Source organism: Bacillus salipaludis (assembly GCF_030938565.1).
In the GTDB taxonomy this organism is placed as follows: Bacteria; Bacillota; Bacilli; order Bacillales; family Cytobacillaceae; genus Neobacillus; species Neobacillus salipaludis_A.
On the sequence record NZ_JAVGVR010000001.1, the window covers coordinates 2,155,154 to 2,174,673 of the forward strand.

The 19,520-nt window shown below is 37.2% G+C and carries 23 protein-coding genes; 15 read left to right on the top strand and 8 right to left on the bottom strand.

What is annotated here, in order from left to right:
* Position 1 precedes the first annotated feature (1 nt).
* Positions 2–1,417: a dihydrolipoyl dehydrogenase gene (gene lpdA / locus RCG21_RS10645; protein WP_026574730.1), complete on the top strand. Its 1,416-nt coding sequence runs from the start codon at positions 2–4 to the stop codon at positions 1,415–1,417.
* Positions 1,418–2,505: 1,088 nt separating this feature from the next.
* On the opposite strand, the gene RCG21_RS10650 is transcribed toward lpdA, so the two are convergent.
* Positions 2,506–2,940: a DUF1885 family protein gene (locus tag RCG21_RS10650; RefSeq protein ID WP_308913149.1), complete on the bottom strand. Its 435-nt coding sequence runs from the start codon at positions 2,938–2,940 to the stop codon at positions 2,506–2,508.
* A gap of 151 nt (positions 2,941–3,091) precedes the next feature.
* Here RCG21_RS10650 and RCG21_RS10655 point away from each other — a divergent pair, with 151 nt between their 5' ends.
* Both RCG21_RS10655 and RCG21_RS10660 read left to right on the top strand, forming a co-directional pair.
* A complete protein-coding gene (locus RCG21_RS10655; protein WP_133332573.1) occupies positions 3,092–3,391 on the top strand; it encodes a DUF3055 domain-containing protein in 300 nt (99 codons plus the stop codon).
* A gap of 151 nt (positions 3,392–3,542) precedes the next feature.
* Positions 3,543–3,668 carry a GapA-binding peptide SR1P gene (locus tag RCG21_RS10660; RefSeq protein ID WP_081810767.1) on the top strand — a complete coding sequence of 42 codons (126 nt, stop codon included), beginning with the start codon at positions 3,543–3,545 and terminating at the stop codon, positions 3,666–3,668.
* Positions 3,669–3,714: 46 nt separating this feature from the next.
* On the opposite strand, the gene RCG21_RS10665 is transcribed toward RCG21_RS10660, so the two are convergent.
* On the bottom strand, positions 3,715–5,187 hold the full coding sequence (locus RCG21_RS10665) for an aminotransferase class I/II-fold pyridoxal phosphate-dependent enzyme (protein WP_133332572.1): 1,473 nt from the start codon (positions 5,185–5,187) through the stop codon (positions 3,715–3,717).
* Between the two features lie 192 nt (positions 5,188–5,379).
* Here RCG21_RS10665 and RCG21_RS10670 point away from each other — a divergent pair, with 192 nt between their 5' ends.
* Complete coding sequence (locus RCG21_RS10670; protein ID WP_133332571.1) at positions 5,380–6,339, top strand: NAD(P)H-dependent flavin oxidoreductase; 960 nt, start codon at positions 5,380–5,382, stop codon at positions 6,337–6,339.
* A 34-nt stretch (positions 6,340–6,373) separates the two neighbouring features.
* Entirely contained in the window at positions 6,374–6,646 is a 273-nt protein-coding gene (locus RCG21_RS10675) for a UPF0223 family protein (protein WP_133332570.1), read from the top strand.
* Positions 6,647–6,683: 37 nt separating this feature from the next.
* Here RCG21_RS10675 and RCG21_RS10680 read toward each other — a convergent pair whose 3' ends face one another.
* Positions 6,684–7,316: a YktB family protein gene (locus RCG21_RS10680; RefSeq protein WP_133332569.1), complete on the bottom strand. Its 633-nt coding sequence runs from the start codon at positions 7,314–7,316 to the stop codon at positions 6,684–6,686.
* A gap of 182 nt (positions 7,317–7,498) precedes the next feature.
* Between RCG21_RS10680 and RCG21_RS10685 the strand changes: the two genes are divergently transcribed.
* Together RCG21_RS10685 and RCG21_RS10690 are read left to right on the top strand one after the other, a co-directional pair.
* Positions 7,499–7,693, top strand: coding sequence for a YkzI domain-containing protein (locus tag RCG21_RS10685; RefSeq protein WP_133332568.1), 195 nt, complete (start codon positions 7,499–7,501; stop codon positions 7,691–7,693).
* A 277-nt stretch (positions 7,694–7,970) separates the two neighbouring features.
* The gene (locus RCG21_RS10690; protein ID WP_133332567.1) at positions 7,971–8,768 is read left to right on the top strand and encodes an inositol monophosphatase family protein; all 798 of its coding nucleotides are present in this window, start codon (positions 7,971–7,973) and stop codon (positions 8,766–8,768) included.
* A 30-nt stretch (positions 8,769–8,798) separates the two neighbouring features.
* Here RCG21_RS10690 and RCG21_RS10695 read toward each other — a convergent pair whose 3' ends face one another.
* Positions 8,799–8,984, bottom strand: a complete 186-nt coding sequence (locus RCG21_RS10695) for a YlaF family protein (RefSeq protein ID WP_133332566.1) — start codon at positions 8,982–8,984, stop codon at positions 8,799–8,801.
* Positions 8,985–9,145: 161 nt separating this feature from the next.
* Here RCG21_RS10695 and typA point away from each other — a divergent pair, with 161 nt between their 5' ends.
* The 4 genes from typA to RCG21_RS10715 all read left to right on the top strand — a co-directional run bounded on the left by typA (position 9,146) and on the right by RCG21_RS10715 (position 12,774).
* Positions 9,146–10,984, top strand: a complete 1,839-nt coding sequence (typA, locus tag RCG21_RS10700) for a translational GTPase TypA (protein WP_133332565.1) — start codon at positions 9,146–9,148, stop codon at positions 10,982–10,984.
* Between the two features lie 97 nt (positions 10,985–11,081).
* Complete coding sequence (locus RCG21_RS10705) at positions 11,082–11,396, top strand: YlaH-like family protein (RefSeq protein WP_026574742.1); 315 nt, start codon at positions 11,082–11,084, stop codon at positions 11,394–11,396.
* A gap of 15 nt (positions 11,397–11,411) precedes the next feature.
* Entirely contained in the window at positions 11,412–11,717 is a 306-nt protein-coding gene (locus tag RCG21_RS10710) for a hypothetical protein (RefSeq protein ID WP_308913150.1), read from the top strand.
* A gap of 142 nt (positions 11,718–11,859) precedes the next feature.
* On the top strand, positions 11,860–12,774 hold the full coding sequence (locus RCG21_RS10715; protein WP_308913151.1) for a nuclease-related domain-containing protein: 915 nt from the start codon (positions 11,860–11,862) through the stop codon (positions 12,772–12,774).
* 514 nt (positions 12,775–13,288) lie between these two features.
* On the opposite strand, the gene RCG21_RS10720 is transcribed toward RCG21_RS10715, so the two are convergent.
* Complete coding sequence (locus tag RCG21_RS10720) at positions 13,289–13,489, bottom strand: YlaI family protein (RefSeq protein ID WP_133332563.1); 201 nt, start codon at positions 13,487–13,489, stop codon at positions 13,289–13,291.
* A gap of 144 nt (positions 13,490–13,633) precedes the next feature.
* On the opposite strand from RCG21_RS10720, the gene RCG21_RS10725 reads away from it, so the two are divergent.
* Complete coding sequence (locus tag RCG21_RS10725; protein ID WP_133332562.1) at positions 13,634–14,089, top strand: pyridoxamine 5'-phosphate oxidase family protein; 456 nt, start codon at positions 13,634–13,636, stop codon at positions 14,087–14,089.
* 17 nt (positions 14,090–14,106) lie between these two features.
* Here RCG21_RS10725 and RCG21_RS10730 read toward each other — a convergent pair whose 3' ends face one another.
* Complete coding sequence (locus RCG21_RS10730; RefSeq protein ID WP_133332561.1) at positions 14,107–14,694, bottom strand: YhcN/YlaJ family sporulation lipoprotein; 588 nt, start codon at positions 14,692–14,694, stop codon at positions 14,107–14,109.
* A gap of 181 nt (positions 14,695–14,875) precedes the next feature.
* Between RCG21_RS10730 and RCG21_RS10735 the strand changes: the two genes are divergently transcribed.
* The gene (locus RCG21_RS10735; protein WP_026574747.1) at positions 14,876–16,204 is read left to right on the top strand and encodes a PhoH family protein; all 1,329 of its coding nucleotides are present in this window, start codon (positions 14,876–14,878) and stop codon (positions 16,202–16,204) included.
* 39 nt (positions 16,205–16,243) lie between these two features.
* Here the strand turns inward: RCG21_RS10735 and RCG21_RS10740 are convergent, their stop codons facing one another.
* Positions 16,244–16,741 (bottom strand): molybdopterin-binding protein, encoded by a 498-nt coding sequence (locus tag RCG21_RS10740; protein ID WP_133332560.1) that lies wholly within the window; start codon positions 16,739–16,741, stop codon positions 16,244–16,246.
* A gap of 179 nt (positions 16,742–16,920) precedes the next feature.
* Here RCG21_RS10740 and RCG21_RS10745 point away from each other — a divergent pair, with 179 nt between their 5' ends.
* Both RCG21_RS10745 and RCG21_RS10750 read left to right on the top strand, forming a co-directional pair.
* Positions 16,921–17,202 (top strand): Fpa/YlaN family protein, encoded by a 282-nt coding sequence (locus RCG21_RS10745; RefSeq protein ID WP_026574749.1) that lies wholly within the window; start codon positions 16,921–16,923, stop codon positions 17,200–17,202.
* 175 nt (positions 17,203–17,377) lie between these two features.
* Positions 17,378–18,583, top strand: coding sequence for an FtsW/RodA/SpoVE family cell cycle protein (locus RCG21_RS10750; RefSeq protein WP_133332559.1), 1,206 nt, complete (start codon positions 17,378–17,380; stop codon positions 18,581–18,583).
* A 26-nt stretch (positions 18,584–18,609) separates the two neighbouring features.
* Here the strand turns inward: RCG21_RS10750 and RCG21_RS10755 are convergent, their stop codons facing one another.
* On the bottom strand, positions 18,610–19,518 hold the full coding sequence (locus RCG21_RS10755; protein ID WP_133332558.1) for a COX15/CtaA family protein: 909 nt from the start codon (positions 19,516–19,518) through the stop codon (positions 18,610–18,612).
* Positions 19,519–19,520: the final 2 nt, after the last annotated feature.

Below are 19,520 nucleotides of genomic sequence, written 5' to 3' on the forward strand. Positions count from 1 at the left end.
AATGGTAGTAGGAGATTTCCCAATTGAAACAGATACTATAGTCATCGGTGCAGGCCCTGGTGGATACGTTGCTGCTATTCGTGCTGCACAGCTTGGACAAAAAGTAACGATTGTAGAAAAGGAATATGTGGGTGGAGTATGTTTAAATGTCGGCTGTATTCCATCTAAAGCGTTAATCGCTGCAGGTCACCGCTATGAAACAGCTATGCATTCCGATCAATTTGGAATTACAGCAGAAAATGTAAAGGTTGACTTTTCAAAAGTTCAAGAGTTTAAAGGCAGTATTGTAAATAAATTAACAGGCGGCGTTGAAGGGTTATTAAAGGGAAATAAAGTAAACATCGCTCGTGGTGAAGCGTATTTTGTCGATGCCAATACACTTCGTGTGATGGATGAAACTTCAGCCCAAACATATACCTTTAAAAATGCAATTATTGCAACTGGTTCTCGCCCTATTGAGCTACCTGCATTTAAGTACTCAAAACGTGTTTTGAACTCTACAGGCGCACTTAATTTAAATGAAATTCCTGAAAAAATCGTTGTTATTGGCGGCGGGGTAATCGGTATTGAACTTGGCGGTGCTTACGCTAACTTTGGCAGCCAGGTAACGATTTTAGAAGGTGCCGATGAAATTTTAGGTATGGGTGTTTTTGATAAGCAAATGGCAGCCCTTGTTAAGCGTAATATGAAGAAAAAAGGTGCAGAATTCTATACAAAAGCATTTGCTAAGGGTGTAGAAGAAACCGAAAATGGCGTTGTTGTAACGTTTGAAACAAAAGGTGAAGAGAAGAAAATTGAAGCTGATTACTGTTTTGTAATGGTTGGACGCCGTCCAAATACAGATGAGATGGGCTTAGAGCAAGTCGGTGTTAAATTAAGCGAGCGCGGATTAATTGAAATTGATCAGCAATGCCGTACCAATATTAGTAATATTTACGCGATTGGTGATGTGGTTGCAGGCCCTCAATTAGCACATAAAGCATCATATGAAGCAAAAATTGCTGCTGAAGCGATTGCTGGTCATTCTTCTGAAATTGATTACCTAGGTATTCCTGCTGTTGTCTTCTCAGAGCCTGAGCTTGCATCAGTTGGTTATACTGAAGATCAAGCGAAAAAAGAAGGAATTGAAGTGATTGCAGCGAAGTTCCCATTTGCGGCAAATGGTCGTGCGCTTTCACTTGACAGTGCAGATGGATTCTTAAAATTAATCACTCGTAAAGAAGATGGTCTTGTAATTGGAGCTCAAATTGCCGGTGCTAGTGCATCAGATATGATTGCAGAACTTGGTCTTGCTATTGAAGCTGGTATGACAGCAGAAGACCTTGCAATGACTATTCATGCACATCCAACCCTTGGGGAAATAACAATGGAAGCGGCCGAAGTAGCTTTAGGAAGCCCAATCCATATTATTAAATAACACTGAATGGTTCTTTCCAAGAGGAAAGAACCATTTTTTTTAAGAAAGAGCTTTTCTCGAAAATAACTATATTTTTTTTACATATACTATAATATTCATGGTTTTAGATGAAGTTTGTGTGGTGATAATTTTGAGGGTTTATGTTGTGATGCTGCTGCAATTTATTATTTGGAGCGGTTATACTTTGATTGAGTGGTTATCAAAGCATGATCAATTAGTATATAAAGTCATTATGTTTTTTGTCTTTTTTTATTTGGCCTATTTGATTGGTAACGGTATAACGAAATCCTCAAGAAAAACATTATTTCTCACCGCTTTAAGCCTTGTGATCTACACCTCAATACATTACACACTAGAGCTTTATACCCACTAAAAAACTCCCTTTTTAGGGAGATTTAGATTGTCGAGAAAAGATTATTTTTCTCGACATTTTTTTGCATATCAAAATATCAATTTATTGATAGTACCTGCAAAGGGCCTGATGATTTCCGCTCCAATCATCAGGGGGGCAAATAAATTATTTATTTCCTCAAATATTCGCCAGTCTCTACCTCTACTTTCTCGAAAATCTCAATAAAATTAACTTTAAAAAATAAGCAAATTAGTTGGGTGGCCAATATCTTAACTATAATAAGGACGAACTTTTTCAAGAAGAAAGGAAAAATTAATATATTTGTAAATCAAGCTTAGAAGGTGATATCTTGAACTAATTCATTAATTGAAACAAAATCAGATTTTCTTTGGTTAAACACTTTTGATTTAAATATTGAATTCACCATTTTTTTAAAATAGTTAATGAGTTGAAATTTTATTAAATGCACGTGTTGATTGGAGCGGAAGGCAGGAAGACTCCTGCGGGAGTACGGGGCAGGGGAGACCCCGGAAGCGCCAAAGCGCTGAGGAGGCTCCCCGGCACGCCCGCGGTAAGCGAAGTGCCTGGAGCGGAAATCAACAGACTTTTTACACAGACCAACCTATATGTATTATAATTATAAGTAATTAACGCGGTTAATTACTAAAGAGGGTGAATAAAATAAAGGCTATCGAAAGATTCGACAGCCAGGAACTCCCTTTTAGGAGTTTTTTAATTATTTTCTTGGATAATAATACATGACTCTTTCATTGAAAAGATGCAGTTCTCCTTGCGTTTTTTTTGCAAGAAATTTACAAAATTCATTGGCTTTCCCTTTATCCCCATATGTGGATTGCTCTGGCAGGGTTACTTGAATGTAATGCTGCTCTCTTTCTTCGCCGTTCTCATCGCGAATTGCTTCTGTGTCAACACCAATTAAAATAGCAAAATACTTTTCATGGTCGGAATGTAAATAAAACCATTTTCCTTTTCCTTCTTCCTTTTCCTTTACTTCATAAGGAAAGGCAGCGTTTCCAAATTGCCAATCAACTTGATTCCCTGTTTTTGAGGTAATATCTTTATAATAATAAAAAAGTTCTTTTACTTCATCAATTGTAACTTGTTGTTTTGCAGATGCAGGCACTAGCTTGATGTATGCATTTTTCGCCAACATCATTCCCCCCTAACACTCCAATTATATCCCTTTCTATTTTAGCATTGAATAAAATCCAATGACAACCGTTACAAAAATAAGTTTCTTGTAATTTTAGTGAAAATAAATTACAATAATATTCTAAATATTCAAAGAATGGAGGAGTCCAATGGAATTATTTGAAAAGTTATATGATGAGCAGGAAAATGTAAAGGTGAGGTTTGTCGGTTTTACGACTGAACATACCCGCTATGACTTTGGAATCGTTTTTACGAATATGTTTTTTGGAAAACCTCTGGTAGTCTGCATGCAGACCGGCCGTTCTACCCTCCTCGACCCTAAAGACATCGAAGATATTGACCACTTGCAATCCGTTTTCCGAATTACCGACCGACAACAAGCAGCCGATCTAGCTGAATTTTTCAGCGTAACCATTCCTTCCGTTCATTCTTATACTCAGTATGAATAATGGGACAAAAAGGGTCCAGTATGGACCCTTTTTGTTTACATAAAAATTAAATGTGACATACAATTTAGGCTTGAAAAATTAAATGTGATATATTATTATTATCTCAAGGATGTTTTAACCGCTTACATTTCATATAAAGGGGATAGAAAAGATGGGTACAATCGTATGCCAAGCTTGCAATTCTACTATTGATCATTTTGAAGACGAAAAAGTTACAGTTTTATATTCTTCAAAATGCACTTGCTGTAACGAACACCATTCAAAAGAAGAAAAATAATTTATGTATAAAATAAAATAGGATTCCAAAGTGGAATCCTATTTTTTTATTTAATTGCCTTGTATTCCTTTATAACTCTAATTGTTTTTAATTCATCATCTTCAGGCCCCTGAACAGGAAGTCCTGCTTCGATGTTTTTCTGGGTATAGAGCAGGTTTTCCTTTGTAATAATCTCACCTGGGATAAAAATCGGAATTCCTGGCGGATAAACCATCACAAACTCTGCAATAATACGGCCTTCAGATTGTTCAAAAGGAATTACTTCCGTTTCTGAATAAAAAGCATCTCTAGGTGTTAAAGCAAGTAAAGGGATATCTGGAAGTAATACTTGAACTGGTTCGATTTTTTCTGCACGATCCTTAAATTCCTCAGATAGATCTTTCAAGGCATTTACTAAAATGTCAGCCTCATTATCAGTATCACCGAACGTAATAATACAAAGAATGTTATATAGATCAGATAATTCTACCTCTATATTATGCTTTTCTCTTAGCCATTTTTCTACTTCATACCCTGTTAACCCTAAATCTTTAACCGAAATAATTAGCTTTGTCGGGTCGTAATCGAACGTAGCTTTCGAACCTAAAATTTCCTCTCCAATACAATGAATGTGCTCAATCTCATTAATTCTTTTACGAATGGATTGTGCCAATTGAATTGATTTTTCTATGAGGTCCTTCCCTTTGGTAACCAACTGTTTACGAGCAACATCTAGAGACGCAAGTAATAAATAAGATGTGGAAGTCGTTGTCATCATACTGAGTATCGATTGAACATGTTTAGCAGATACAAGTCCTTCCTTGACATTTAAGATGGAGCTTTGGGTCATTGAACCTCCAAGTTTATGGACACTTGTTGCAGCCATATCAGCTCCAGCCTGCATAGCAGAGAGGGGAAGTTCATCGTGAAAATGGATATGCACACCATGTGCCTCATCGACCAGAACGGGTACGTTATAAGAATGAGCAACTTCAACTATTTTTTTCAAGTCCGCTGAAATGCCGAAATAGGTTGGATTGATGACTAGAACTCCCTTTGCATCCGGGTGCTGCTTTAATGCTCGTTCCACTGCATCCGTTGTAATTCCATGAGAGATCCCTAATTCCTCGTCGATTTCGGGATGAATAAATACAGGGATAGCACCAGAAAATACAATGGCTGACATAACCGATTTATGAACGTTTCTAGGAACAATGATTTTGTCTTCCGGACCGCAAACAGCCATTACCATAGCCATAATCGCTCCGCTTGTTCCTTGGACCGAGAAGAAGGTCCGATCGGCACCAAATGCTTCGGCAGCAAGGTCTTGAGCCTGTTTAATCATGCCCTTTGGTGCGTGCAGATCATCGAGTGGTCCGATATTAATTAAATCAATCGAAAGAGCATTTTCACCAATGAAATTTCGAAAGTCCGGATCCATACCAGCACCTTTTTTATGGCCCGGGATATGGAATTGAACAGGATTCCTTTTTGCATGTGCTAATAAACCGCTGAAAAGCGGTGTTTGATTTTGCGACAATTTAGTACCACACCTCTTTATTTCAAATACTTATATTTTCATTTGAATAAAAATACATAAAACATATGAATTATAGCACTATTCGTTCCCCTTGCATAGAGAAACGTTTCTTAAAAGTTAGTTTCCCTAAAAAACAGGAAAATTACCCTTTAAACGAGAAATAAACAACAATGAGTTATTGGAGGGGTACGAATGAATTGGCAAACTCGAGTCACTGATTTACTCAATATTCAATATCCAATTGTCCAAGGAGGACTAGCATACCTTGCTTATTCAGAACTTGCTGCTGCAGTTTCAAATGCCGGAGGTCTCGGGCAAATTACGGCTATGTCACTTGGACATCCGGAAAAATTAAGAGAAGAAATTAGGAAAGTTAAACAGATGACAGACAAACCATTTGGTGTTAACTTTGCTATTGGGCAGCATGGAAGATCCTTTGCGGATTTCTTACAGGCAGCTATTGAGGAAGACGTGCCAGTTATTTCAATGACAGGCGGGAATCCAGCTCCTATTTTTGAACAGCTAAAAGGAACTTCAATTAAAACCTTAGTCCTTGTTGCAGCAAGAAGACAGGCTGTTAAAGCAGAGGAACTTGGTGCGGACGCGGTTATGGTTGTTGGTCAAGAAGGAGGAGGACATCTTGGGAGAGATGATATCGGTACAATGGTCTTAATTCCACAAGTTGTCGATGCTGTTTCAATTCCTGTCATTGCTTCCGGAGGAATTGGTGATGGAAGAGGATTAATGGCTGCACTTAGTTTAGGGGCTGAAGGGATTGAAATGGGAACAAGATTTATAGCTACAAAGGAATGTGTTCATGCGAATGAACGATATAAGCAAAGATTAGTGGAGGGAAATGAGGCAGATACTGTTGTGATCAAGCGTTCCCTCGGTAGTCCGGGAAGAGCCATTGCAAATACATGGACTGAAAAAATACTTGAAATCGAAAAAGAGGATGGGGGCTATGAACAGCTAAAACACTTTATTAGCGGTTCAGCGAATATTCGCTATATTTATGATGGAGTAGAGGACGAGGGATTTGCATGGGCAGGTCAGGTTATGGGATTAATAAAAGACGTACCCACCGTTGAGGAATTATTTTCACGAATGATTTCCGATGCAGAACAAATTCGCAAAAAATGGGGAAAATAAGTTAAAGCAGAGATATATTAAGCAGGTGAATAGAATGGAGTACCAATATCCAATTGATTATCATTGGTCAACAGAAGAAATCGTGTATGTAATAAAATTTTTTGAAGCGGTTGAAAGGGCGTATGAAAAGGGAATTTCCCGTGATGAAATCATGAATGCCTATCGTCGCTTCAAAGAAATTGTACCAGGCAAGGCAGAGGAAAAGAAAATATGTGGTGAATTTGAAGAAACAAGCGGGTATTCTTCCTACAAGACCATTAAAAAGGCCAAAGAAGCAGATACAGGTGTTAAAATTTCTATGACATAATAAGAAAAGCTCCTGAACAAGTGTTCTGGAGCTTTTCTTATTTGTGATTTACGGCGATCTTGTATAATGGAGCAACTTGTTTAAATACTGTCTCGATTTCTTCAAGCAACTCTTCAGGTTTTAATTGAATAACTTTTTCGCGATCCATTACGAAGCCGGAAAGAATTTCAGCTTTTTTAACCGTTTGGAGCCGCTGGAAAAATGATTGTAATTCCTCTTTAGACAGTTCTTGATGTTTAACTGTCTCTGGTTTTGTGTGATCAACAGACCAAACAAAATCTTTAGGTGTTTCTTTATATAATTTATTTAATTTTTTTGTGAACCTTTCACCAATGACCTCTTTTTGTGGTGACTCATATATGACCGCAAACCAAATAAATAAATGGGTATTCCATAAACCGATTTGGAAATGAGGTAGCATCTTATAGCCGCGTGCATTATTTGCTAAGGCCACCCATGTGTCCTTTGGCGGATTGATCGTTCGTCTGGCGTGTTTTGCTACATGAACATACATTTCATCCCCTGTAAGGGCAGCTAATTGGGGAGAAAAATATTGTCCCAAGAACTCTAGCTTTGGACGAATGGTTTCCTTAAGCGCCTCCATTCTTGCTTCTAAACCATCTATTAAGAACACATCAAAATCCTCTTTTGTAAAACTTTTAAACTCCATTTTGCAACCCCCTGCAATAACCTTTGTCCACTATTGTAGCATATTGGCGGTTTTTGAAGAAATCTATTGCTTATCTAGGTTAACGCACAAATTTGTTACATCCTTACGTGTTGGTTCATAGTATAACAGTAAAAAATAGTCTGAAAAATTAGTAAATAACAATCGTGAAAGGGAGGAAAACCATGAAACAACTAATGAATTCAACGCTTAAAAAAGCCGGAGAAAAAGAAAGAACTGCCTATTTGAGATTGGAAATGGACTATGAGTTGGCTACTTTATTTGAAGCAATTGAGGAAAAAAATGAAAAGAAAATAAAAGAATGTAAGCAGAAATTGGAAAAAATCCGTCAGGAACTTTTACGTTTAAAAGCTCTTTAATTAAAACAGGTATTTCTTCTAAGGAGAAACTCTACAGGAATGATACAAAATAGAAAAGTAGTCGAACTTATCTAAAACGAACTCCAGTGACAAAATGGGAGTTCGTTTATTATTGCTTCCATTTGTTAATCTATTCACGAATGTATAAAAATGGAACAACAGAGTTGATGTGTTAAAGCAATTTGATTAAGCTATAAGTACATCAATCTTTTTTGGGTGTTCATACTACATACATTAGCTACAACGCGCGAAAATTAGTAAACATTGGAGGGACGAAATGAATTGGGAAAATATTTATAAGCTTGCACTTACTTGGGTGAAAGAAGCCGGGGAAAGAATTAGATCATCCTTTGATCAGACATTGAATATTCAAACAAAATCAAATGCGAATGACCTTGTCACAAATATGGATAAAGAAATTGAACAATTTTTTATTGGGAAAATAAGAGAAAGCTTTCCAGACCACAAAATTTTAGGCGAGGAAGGATTTGGAGACGAGTTAAAGGATTTAGAAGGAATTGCCTGGATGATTGACCCGATTGATGGAACAATGAATTTTATACATCAGCAGCGGAATTTTGCCATTTCGTTAGGAATTTATGAAAATGGAATAGGGAGAATTGGGATTATCTATGATGTAGTCCATGACGAATTATATCATGCCTTTAAAGGTAAGGGCGCCTATTTGAATGATAAGGTTCTCCCGGCTTTAAGTGAGACAAATATCCAAGAATCGATTATTGCCTTAAATGCTACTTGGGTAATGAAAAACCATCGTATTGATCATAATTTACTCATTCCACTTGTTAGGGATGCAAGGGGTACTAGGTCATATGGGACGGCAGCACTTGAAATGATCTATGTAGCGACAGGACGAGTGGATGCTTATATTTCGATGCGACTTTCCCCATGGGATTTTGCAGGAGGGGCCGTAATTGTAGAAGAATTAGGGGGAATCGTAACAAATTTAAGGGGAGAAAAGCTTGAGTTCCTAAATAAGGATTCACTTCTTGTAGCAAAGCCTGGACTTCACCAAACAATTTTAAAAGATTATTTAAAAGAAGGAAAATGGTAAAAATGAGCCTGAGAAATCAGGCTCACTTTTTTATAATTGACCGTTCTCACGCATTCTTTTTTTTGTTTTAAATCCCATACCCATAACTAAAATCACGGCAATAATACAGGCAAGTGTACCAATGATACTTTGTTCAGCAATCGCAACTCCAATACCAGCAATCAACGCCGCAGCAAGGATTGCGTATAAAAGTAAAGTCCATTTAATTTGTTTCATAATTATCCCTCACTGTTATTTTCAAGACTAATTTCCTTTATCTTTATTATTGTACATAAATTCTTTATAGGTTTCCACCTTAATTATGGTATAATGTTTTAGTTGTATTTGAAAAACTATAATAAGCTTTATTTTTATGAATAGAGGTAGGAGTGAATTTTTTGAAAATAAGAGAAGATATTCGCAATATTGCCATAATTGCCCACGTTGACCACGGGAAAACAACCCTAGTTGACCAGCTGTTAAAACAATCCGGAACCTTCCGTTCCAATGAACATGTTGAAGAGCGTGCAATGGATTCAAATGATCTTGAAAGAGAACGTGGAATTACCATTCTTGCTAAGAACACTGCAATTCAATATAAGGACACCCGCATCAATATTCTTGACACCCCGGGACACGCTGACTTTGGCGGAGAAGTAGAACGTATCATGAAAATGGTTGATGGGGTTTTACTTGTAGTTGATGCTTATGAAGGTACAATGCCGCAAACGCGATTTGTTCTAAAGAAAGCATTAGAGCAAAATCTTACGCCAATTGTTGTTGTAAATAAAATCGACCGTGATTTTGCCCGTCCAGAAGAAGTTATTGACGAAGTTATCGATTTGTTTATTGAACTTGATGCAACCGAAGACCAGCTTGAGTTCCCTGTTATATACGCTTCGGCCATTAATGGGACAGCAAGTACCAATCCACATCAACAGGATGAAAACATGCAATGTTTGTACGATTCCATTGTTGAAAACATTCCTGCGCCAGTTGATAACAGCGATGAACCGCTGCAATTCCAGGTAGCACTTCTTGATTACAATGATTATGTAGGAAGAATTGGAATTGGACGGGTATTTCGTGGGACCATGCATGTAGGTCAACAGGTTGCCCTAATGAAATTAGACGGATCTGTTAAACAATTCCGTGTTACCAAGATTTTTGGATTCTTTGGTTTGAAACGTCAAGAAATCCAAGAAGCAAAAGCTGGCGATTTAATCGCTGTATCCGGAATGGAAGATATTAACGTAGGGGAAACAGTTTGTCCGACTGAGCACCAGGAAGCATTACCTGTTTTACGGATTGATGAACCTACACTACAAATGACCTTCGTAGTGAATAACAGTCCTTTTGCAGGACGCGAAGGAAAATATTTAACGGCGAGAAAGATTGAAGAAAGACTTCGTGCCCAATTACAAACAGATGTAAGCTTACGAGTTGATAATACTGATTCTCCAGATGCTTGGATTGTTTCAGGTCGTGGCGAGCTTCATTTATCGATTTTAATTGAAAACATGCGTCGTGAAGGCTACGAACTTCAGGTATCTAAACCAGAAGTAATTGTTAAGGAAATTGATGGTGTGCGCTGCGAGCCTGTTGAACGGGTACAAATCGATGTTCCTGAAGAGCATACTGGTTCTGTAATGGAATCCATTGGTGCTCGTAAAGGTGAAATGATTGACATGATTAACAATGGAACAGGGCAAGTTCGTTTAATCTTTAATGTTCCGGCTCGTGGATTGATTGGATATACCACTGAATTTTTAACCATGACACGTGGATATGGAATTATCAACCATACTTTTGATAGCTATCAGCCAATGCTCCAAGGGCAAGTTGGAGGACGCCGTCAAGGAGTACTTGTTTCAATGGAATCAGGTAAAGCTTCGACATATGGTATCATGCAAGTAGAAGATCGTGGAACGATTTTTGTTGAACCAGGTACTGAGATTTATGAGGGTATGATTGTTGGGGAACACACGCGTGAAAATGATATTACTGTTAATATTACAAAAGTAAAACAAGCAACAAATGTTCGTTCAGCAAATAAAGACCAAACCTCGGTCATTAAAAAACCAAAAATTATGACCCTTGAGGAATCACTTGAATATTTAAATGAAGACGAATATTGTGAGGTTACTCCAGAATCCATCCGTCTTCGTAAGAAAATTCTTGATAAAAATGAACGTGAACGTATGGCTAAAAAGAAAAAATATGCTGAAATGAGTTAAGATAAGCTTTTTAGTAACCATCAGTGGCACAAAATGAGGGACCCTTTAGCATCCAGCGAAACCACTGATAAAAATAGTTTTAAAGGAGGTTTTGTGTGTGAATGTTGCAGAACGTCTTTCATTTTTTGCCGCACTTTATAAAGTAACAGAACAGCCTAAAGTTGGGATGTGGCTTTTATACTTAACAATTGTAGCCTTATCGATTGTGGTCTATAAGCTTGGCTTCGCCAAAAAGCTCCCATTGGGTAAATCCATTGTTATTTATATTTTTCTGTGTGTCGGCTGTACCCTTCTCACTTTTTTAGGAATCTTTTTGCCTGTTGCGGAGGGACTTGTCATAGCGGCATTAATCTTGATTATTTATAAAATTCGCTTGCATCAATCGAAAAAACACCAAGCTGAAGCAAAGTAATTGGGGGAAACGGAGATGAAAATGAAGTCCTTGCAGGATGCATTATATAATTGGCTTACGATTAAGGTTGTAAGTGATGCCCGTCCTGATGATACGGCTGCTAAGGAAACGGTTGAACTCTTTGAAGAGATTCTTGTATCTGATTATCATCTTGCAAATATCGAGATTACAACAGATGATGTCATGTATTATGTATCTTTTCTTCAAGAGGGTGAAAGTAAGAAACAACGTTTCCCCCGTGAGGTTATAGAGGTAATCTTAAACCAAATTAATGACGAACCAGATAAATATTGCAACTTCCCTGCGGAGGAAGAAGAATAAAAAAAGAAGGTGTCCCTTTGACACCTTCTTTTTTATTTGAAAATATTCATTAACAAAATGTACATAAAGACAATTACTTACTCATGAATTTTTCTTATAAGATGTATTTGATATCTCATTTTATATAGAGAGGAAGTAGGTTATGCAACTATTAAAGCAACGTACCGAATCAATTGAGTTATTGGTCATGAGAATATTAAACACCCGGATGGAATTATTCCTACAAGACAAAAGACGCTATTTAAATCTTGAAAAAGGTTATCAAGGGGAGGTGATATTTGACAAATTAACTGTAAAACTTGAAAGCGATCTCTATATAATAAATGACTTAAGTCTGAAGGTGAATAATCAGGTGTTTCAAATTGATACTCTTATCATTTCACAAGAAACCATTTTTACAATGGAAGTTAAGAATTATGAAGGAAACCACTATTACGATTCCAAAAAGGATGGGTTTTTTACTATATCCAATAATGAGATAAAAAACCCACTTGATCAGTTGAAAAGTAGTAAATTCCTACTCCGTCAGTTGCTCCAAAATATTGGTAAACAGTTCCCTGTTGAAGGATATGTTGTCTTTGTATACCTCGAGTTTACATTATATGAAGCCCGCGTAAACATGCCCATTATTTTTCCTACTCAGCTTAATTCCTTTATGAAAAAATTAAATCAACTTTCATCAAAACTAAATGGTCGCCATCTGAAGGTTGCAGAACAATTAATCTCGGTGCATCGAAATATTTCACCCTATACTCGGTTACCACCCTATACTTATGAACGGGTTAAAAAAGGTTTAACTTGTGCCTTGTGCTATTCATTTTCTATTAATATTAAGGGTAACAAATGTGTATGTAGTCAATGTGGTCATGAAGAAAAAGTTGAATTTACTATGTTAAGGAATATTGGAGAAATAAAGCTCTTGTTTCCGGATAGAAAGGTTACCACTAGTGCCGTTTATGAATGGTGTAATGGAGTGTTTCCAAAAAAGATGGTTCGGAGGGTGTTGAAGGCAAACTTTATTTCAATAGGGGAGAGGCATCTAAGATATTTTGAGTAAATTATATAAGAGTATCTTAGGTGGATTACCTCTGACAAGTGGTTTAATTGTAAAAGGGTAAAAGGAACGGCTCTGGATTGCCCGAGAGAGCAATTTTTTCGTGAAAAGGGTAAAAGGAGTGGTCCTGGATTGCCCGAGAAAGTGTTTTTATTATGAAAAGGGTAAAAGGAACGGCTCTGGATTGCCCGAGAGAGCAATTTTTTCGTGAAAAGGGTAAAAGGAGCGGCTCTGCAATGCCCGAGAAAGTGTTTTATCATGAAAAGGGTAAAAGGAATGAGCCTGCAATGCCCGAGAAAGTGTTTTTATCATGAAAAGGGTAAAAGGAATGAGCCTGCATTGCCAGAGAGAGTAGTTTTTTGTGAAAAGGGTAAAAGGACCGGCTCTGGATTACCCTTAAGAACGAATTGATAAGAAAAAAGGCAAAAGCAATGCCCTTGCATTATCTGCAAGAGCACAATTTTCTGGTCAAATCAATAATGCATTACCACAAAATCACTTTAATCCTTGTATTGGTTCACCAATCGTCCTTTTCTGGTCGTTCGCGGTAAAAACGAAATTTTCCAGTATCAATCCTGGCTTTTGTTCTTTCAGATATCCTGATACTGCAATCCTGGCACATATATGTATGGATTGGACGATTACGCAGCCGTTTTGCTACTAGCGTTTCATCCTCAATTTTTTCTATCTTATCGCATATTACGCATTTTACTCTCATTTTAACCCCCCAATTACCTCTATGACCGCTATTTATTATTATAGTATATCATATTAAGCTTAGAGAAAAACCAGCGTTAGAAAGTTGATGAATAAAATAGATAGTAGTAATATTAGAATAACTGTTTTTAAAGGAGGTGTAACCATGGCTAACCTAGTGGAACCTAAATTAATTAAGCCCCTCTACGATGAGCTGCAAAAAGAGAGGTTCGTAACATTGGCAACAATAGATTACGAAACAGGCGGACCTAATGTCAGTGCAATTTCCTGGATTTTAGCAAAGGATGAGGGTACCCTTTATTTTGCAGTAGATAATCGCTCAAGAATCATTCAGAATATCGGTGAAAATAATCAAGTCGTCATTAATTTGATTGCCAATGAATCTACATATTCCATCCAAGGCACAGCTTACATTAAAGAGGAAAGACTACAGGATGTTCCCTTGAAATTGGCGTTAATTGAAGTATCTATAAACGAAGTCAGAGACGTAATGTTTTATGGTTCAAAAATTGTATCTGAGGTCAAGTATGATAAAACATATGACAAGGATGCAGCTGCCAGATTGGACAAACAAGTAATGGATGCCATGAAAAAAGCTTAGTTTTCACTAAGCTTTTTTCATTTATAATAATTAGACTGTTCTTCTTGTTTCTTATTCAAATTCTTTTCTTCGTTTGGTGATAGACTCTTATCCGGCTTATCCGTAGCATTCTTTGGATTTGGTGTAATGATGTCACCAGGTACCTCTGGCATTAATCTTCCTGCGACATCAGCAAGTTCTTCCATGATTCCTTGAATCGGTCTTCCCTTATTAATATCCGAGGAAATTTCCCTTAATCGTTCTGTTGTATCAGCATCTGCCACGACAATGGATTTTGCTCCATAAGGGTCCTTTTTTAAACTTTCCGCGACGGAATACTTTATGGTTCCTACCTGTGAACGTTCTAATTTTGAATTCACATCAATCCCTACGATTGCATAACGCCCAATGACAACGGCAGTGGCATCATTAACATTTGGGACACTAGTTGCCAATTCAACTAAGCGTTTAGAAATCTCTTGCCCCGTTTTTCGATCGACATTTTCAATATAGCTGTTTTTAACATTCACTAATGATGATTTATTTTCTTGTTTTTTATTGGCCTCATTGTTTGCACATCCGGCAATGCAAAATAATATAATAATTGCTGCCGCAATTTTCAACATCTATATTCACCTCCGGGAAACATTGATCGAACAGTTCAATTGATTTTGCTAACAATTATTGTGCATTAATCCTTCTATCTTTATTCGAATAAACATATATTTTACCAAAGTAGTACAGGTAACACGGCTTGTTGAAAATCACAAACAAGCCAAAACAACTAGAAAAGCGGGAGGCGTCTCTTTGAGTAAAATATACGTATTAGATACAAATGTCTTATTACAAGACCCGTATTCCATTTTTTCATTTGAAGATAATGAAGTGGTCATTCCTGCAGTAGTTTTGGAAGAAGTGGACTCAAAGAAAAGGTATATGGATGAAATTGGTAGAAATGCTAGGCAGGTTTCAAGGTTAATTGATGGCCTCCGAGCGGCAGGAAAACTCCATGAAAAAATCCCGCTGGAAAATGGGGGAACGATCAGAATTGAATTAAACCATCGCTCCTTTCATGAACTTCAGGATATTTTTATTGAAAAAACAAATGATAACCGAATTCTTGCGGTTGCAAAGAATTTATATATGGAAGAACAAACAAAAGAAAATGGAAAGCCAGTCATTATCGTCAGCAAGGATGCGCTAGTTCGGGTTAAAGCGGATGCGATCGGCCTTGATGCAGAGGATTTTCTAAACGACAGAGTAGTTGAATTTGAACATATTTACACAGGGTTTATCGAAGTTTTTCTGCCGATTGAATTACTTGGAAGATTTTACGAAAAAGGGGAACTGTATCTTTCGGAAATTGCCAATCATCCTTTTTATCCGAGCCAATTCCTCATCATGAAAGATGCGCTGGGAGGTTCGGCGTCTGCGATTGGGATGGTAGATAAAACGAGCAAGAAGGTAAAAAAACTGGTCTTAAATCAAGAGCATGTATGGGGAATTCATCCGCGAAATGTACAGCAGACGATGGCTATTGAACTACTGCTTCGTAAGGATATCACCTTGGTAACACTAATCGGTAAGGCTGGGACTGGGAAAACTTTGCTTGCACTTGCAGCTGGTCTAATGCAAACGGAGGACTTTAGGGAATATAAAAAACTCCTTGTTGCCAGACCGATCGTACCGGTAGGAAAGGACTTAGGATTTCTTCCTGGTGAAAAGCAAGAGAAGCTTAGACCGTGGATGCAGCCTATATTTGATAATTTGGAATTTCTTTTCAATACAAAAAAACCGGGAGAATTGGATGCGATTTTAGCCGGAATGGGTTCGATTGAGGTGGAAGCCTTAACCTATATCCGGGGAAGAAGTTTACCAAAACAATTCATCATTATTGATGAAGCACAAAATTTAACGAAGCATGAAGTGAAGACGATATTAACCCGGGTTGGAGAGGGCAGTAAAATCGTATTAATGGGCGATCCGGAGCAAATTGATCATCCTTATTTGGATGCATATAATAATGGGCTTACGTATGTGGTTGAAAAGTTTAAGGATCAGGATATTTCAGGTCATGTAAAGCTTTTAAAAGGAGAAAGATCGGGGCTGGCAAGACTTGCCGCAGACCTTTTATAAAAAACAAACGGGCGCTTAATAAACAGCACCCGTCTTATTTTATTTAATATTAAATTGTTTAACATTTTTAATTGGATTGTGTTGATTTGAGCCATCACCATAATAAAGATGTACTGGTCCATCAGAAGTTAATGGCTTGCCGTCTTCAGAAAATTTGAGGATAAACTCGAATGCCTCTTCAAGGGGAAATTCAATTTCCCCTTCTGAGGTTTCCACAACCACCATCTTTGCATCTGGGTTAGGCTCGGCATTTTGTAAAAAAGGTCTTAGTGGAATACCAAAAGTACCTGTTAACATCTTTATTTTTTCATATTTCTTTTCAGTCTTTAAGGTCGGCGGATAAACTGCTCCTTCCATGATTTCGCGGTCCCAATGTTTTGAAACAGCTTTCGTATATTCTTCGAGTGGATCCTTATCTTCCTTTTCTTGAGAAAAATAGGTAGTTAAATCAATACGGCGATCGTCAAAAATCCATACACTTGGATCAAGTGTAATCGTATATTTACTATTACCTGAAATTAAAATAATTTTATCCAAATTTTTTACCCCCGTTCATGACACGAATTAAGTATAACTTTTTTTTAGACGAATGTCATATTCGGGAGATAAAATGAATTTCAGCCTACACCTATATGTCATTATTCTTGCATTTTTATGCTCTAAACGTTAAAATTTAAAGATAAGTGGGATATCGCTCTGAAATGGGGGGATGAATGTTGGCGTCTGAAATGATCGTGAATCATCAGGAAAAAGCATATGCCTTATTGCAGGCTGACGCTGAAAAAATATTAAAGCTTATTAAGGTGCAAATGGACAATCTTACGATGCCTCAATGCCCTCTTTATGAAGAGGTATTGGATACACAAATGTTTGGATTATCAAGAGAGATAGATTTTGCAGCCCGACTAGGTTTAATTGATATTAAGGACGGAAAAGCACTTTTAGATCAATTGGAACGTGAACTATCCGCACTCCATGATGCATTCAAAAGAAAATAAATGACCAAAGAACTCAAACAGTAAAGATTTCCATTTGTTTGAGTTCTTTATTATTTTTACTCCCTTTTTTCACTTTAAAAATTATTAGAGGTCAGTAACTTTTCCTCAAGAAATATGTCCAATTTTCTATTATAATAGTATTGTTAAATTAAATCTGAAGATGAGGAATAAATGAATGGTAAAAAAAATATTAAAGTCCTACGACTATACCTTAATCCTCGCCATTATCCTATTGTCAGCATTTGGATTAGTAATGGTTTATAGTGCCAGCATGGCATCTGCTGTTCAACGGTATCGGCTACCCAGCGATTACTTTTACCAAAAACAAAAAATATTTTTACTAGGATCATTAGTGATTTTTATTTTTACAGCTATAATCCCATACAAAATAATGAAATTTACAAAATACTTTTTAGCACCAATGGTATTTTTATCGATTATTGCGTTATTAGGCTTATTTGCTTTTGGAACGGTTGCAGGAAATGCCCAAAGTTGGTATCAAATTGGCCCTATAAAAATTCAACCTTCAGAGTTTGTTAAGTTGGCAATGATTATTTATTTATCTGCCGTTTATGCAAAAAAACAGAATTATATCAATCAATTTAACAAGGGAGTGCTGCCCCCTTTAGTATATTTAATGATTGTCGTTGTTTTAATTGCAAAACAACCTGACTATGGGACGGCACTTATTATTGTTCTCATTGCTGGAACCATTATTATCTCATCAGGTATGAATTTAAAAAGTATGTCTAAATTACTGTTGATTGGGGTAGTCATTGGTTTAATTTTTATTGTTTTTGCAAGAGGGGAAATTTTTTCACAAAAACGGGTTGATCGTTTTTCCGTTCGAAGTGATCCTTTTAAAGAAGAACAAACATCCGGATATCATTTGGCTAATTCTTATATTGCAATTGGTTCTGGCGGGGTTAACGGATTAGGATTGGGAAGAAGTATTCAGAAACTAGGCTACCTGCCAGAATCACACACAGATTTTATCATGGCTGTCATTGCCGAAGAGTTAGGGGTTTGGGGAGTTGGCTTTGTAATTCTAACTCTGGCCTATATTGTTTTAAGAGGAATTTATATTGGTTTAAAATGTAAGGACCCTTTTGGGAGTCTCCTTGCAATAGGGATTTCCAGTATGATTGGAATTCAAACTTTCATAAACCTTGCCGGGGTTTCCGGAGTAATGCCCCTTACGGGTGTACCACTTCCATTTGTAAGCTACGGTGGTTCCTCACTGCTTATGCTTGCGATATCAGTCGGAATTCTTGTCAATGTCTCGATGTTTGTTAAATACGAAAACGCAAAGAATAAATCAGATCAAAAAGCGAACAAAAAACGTACCCAAGACGGGAAAGTATTCTATATTCAACAATAAAAAAGCTGCCAAACATGGCAGCTTTTTTATTTATTAGTTTTTCTGGACCTTGAATATAAGAGTAATAAATAACTTAACACCCCAAATAAACAAGTGATGAAAAAGGCGTGCAATAGAGCAATATAGAGATTTAGTCTGCTGAAAATAATCAAGGCGCCGGCAATCACTTGCAAGCATACAAGGCAAAATGAAATAATCCAGCCCCAATAAAGAACCTTTTGATCTTTATAATCGCGTATGGCCAAGTATGTAACATAGGCAATCCAGATAAATATCAAAGCTGCGGCAGTACGATGACCCATTTGTACCCATTCATAGATGTTGGTTGGTAAGGATGGAGCGTCGTTAAGACATAAAGGCCAATCACGGCAGACAAGGCTTGATTTTGTATGGCGGACAAGCGCGCCGGTATAGATGACAAGATAACTGTAGATGGAAACACCAACAATGTGAAACCCCATCCTCTTGTCGATAAAAAGCTTGTCTGCATCAAATTTCTTATCTATTTCAAAAATAAGCAGGGTAAGTAAAAAAACGGCTGCAAAGGATACAAGGGAAATTCCAAAGTGCAATGCCAGAACAAAGCTAGATTGGCCCCACATGACAGCAGCTGCCCCAATTAATCCCTGCAGAAGAAGGAAAAAGAAGGAGAGAAACGATAGAAACTTTGTTTCCCGAATATGACCAATGACCTTCCAAGTCCAAATGGATAAAATAAGGACCATCATACCTTCAGCACCGGAAACTAGCCGATGGGCAAGCTCGATAATTAATTCTGGAGTTATGTCAGATGGGACAAATTTATCCTCGCATAGCGGCCATGATCTTCCACAGCCCATTCCGGAACCCGTTTTTGTTACAAGTGCTCCGCCAAGTAAAACTAAAATCATCCCAATCGTAGTGGCGACAGCCAACCACTTTAAAGAACGTTGCAAAA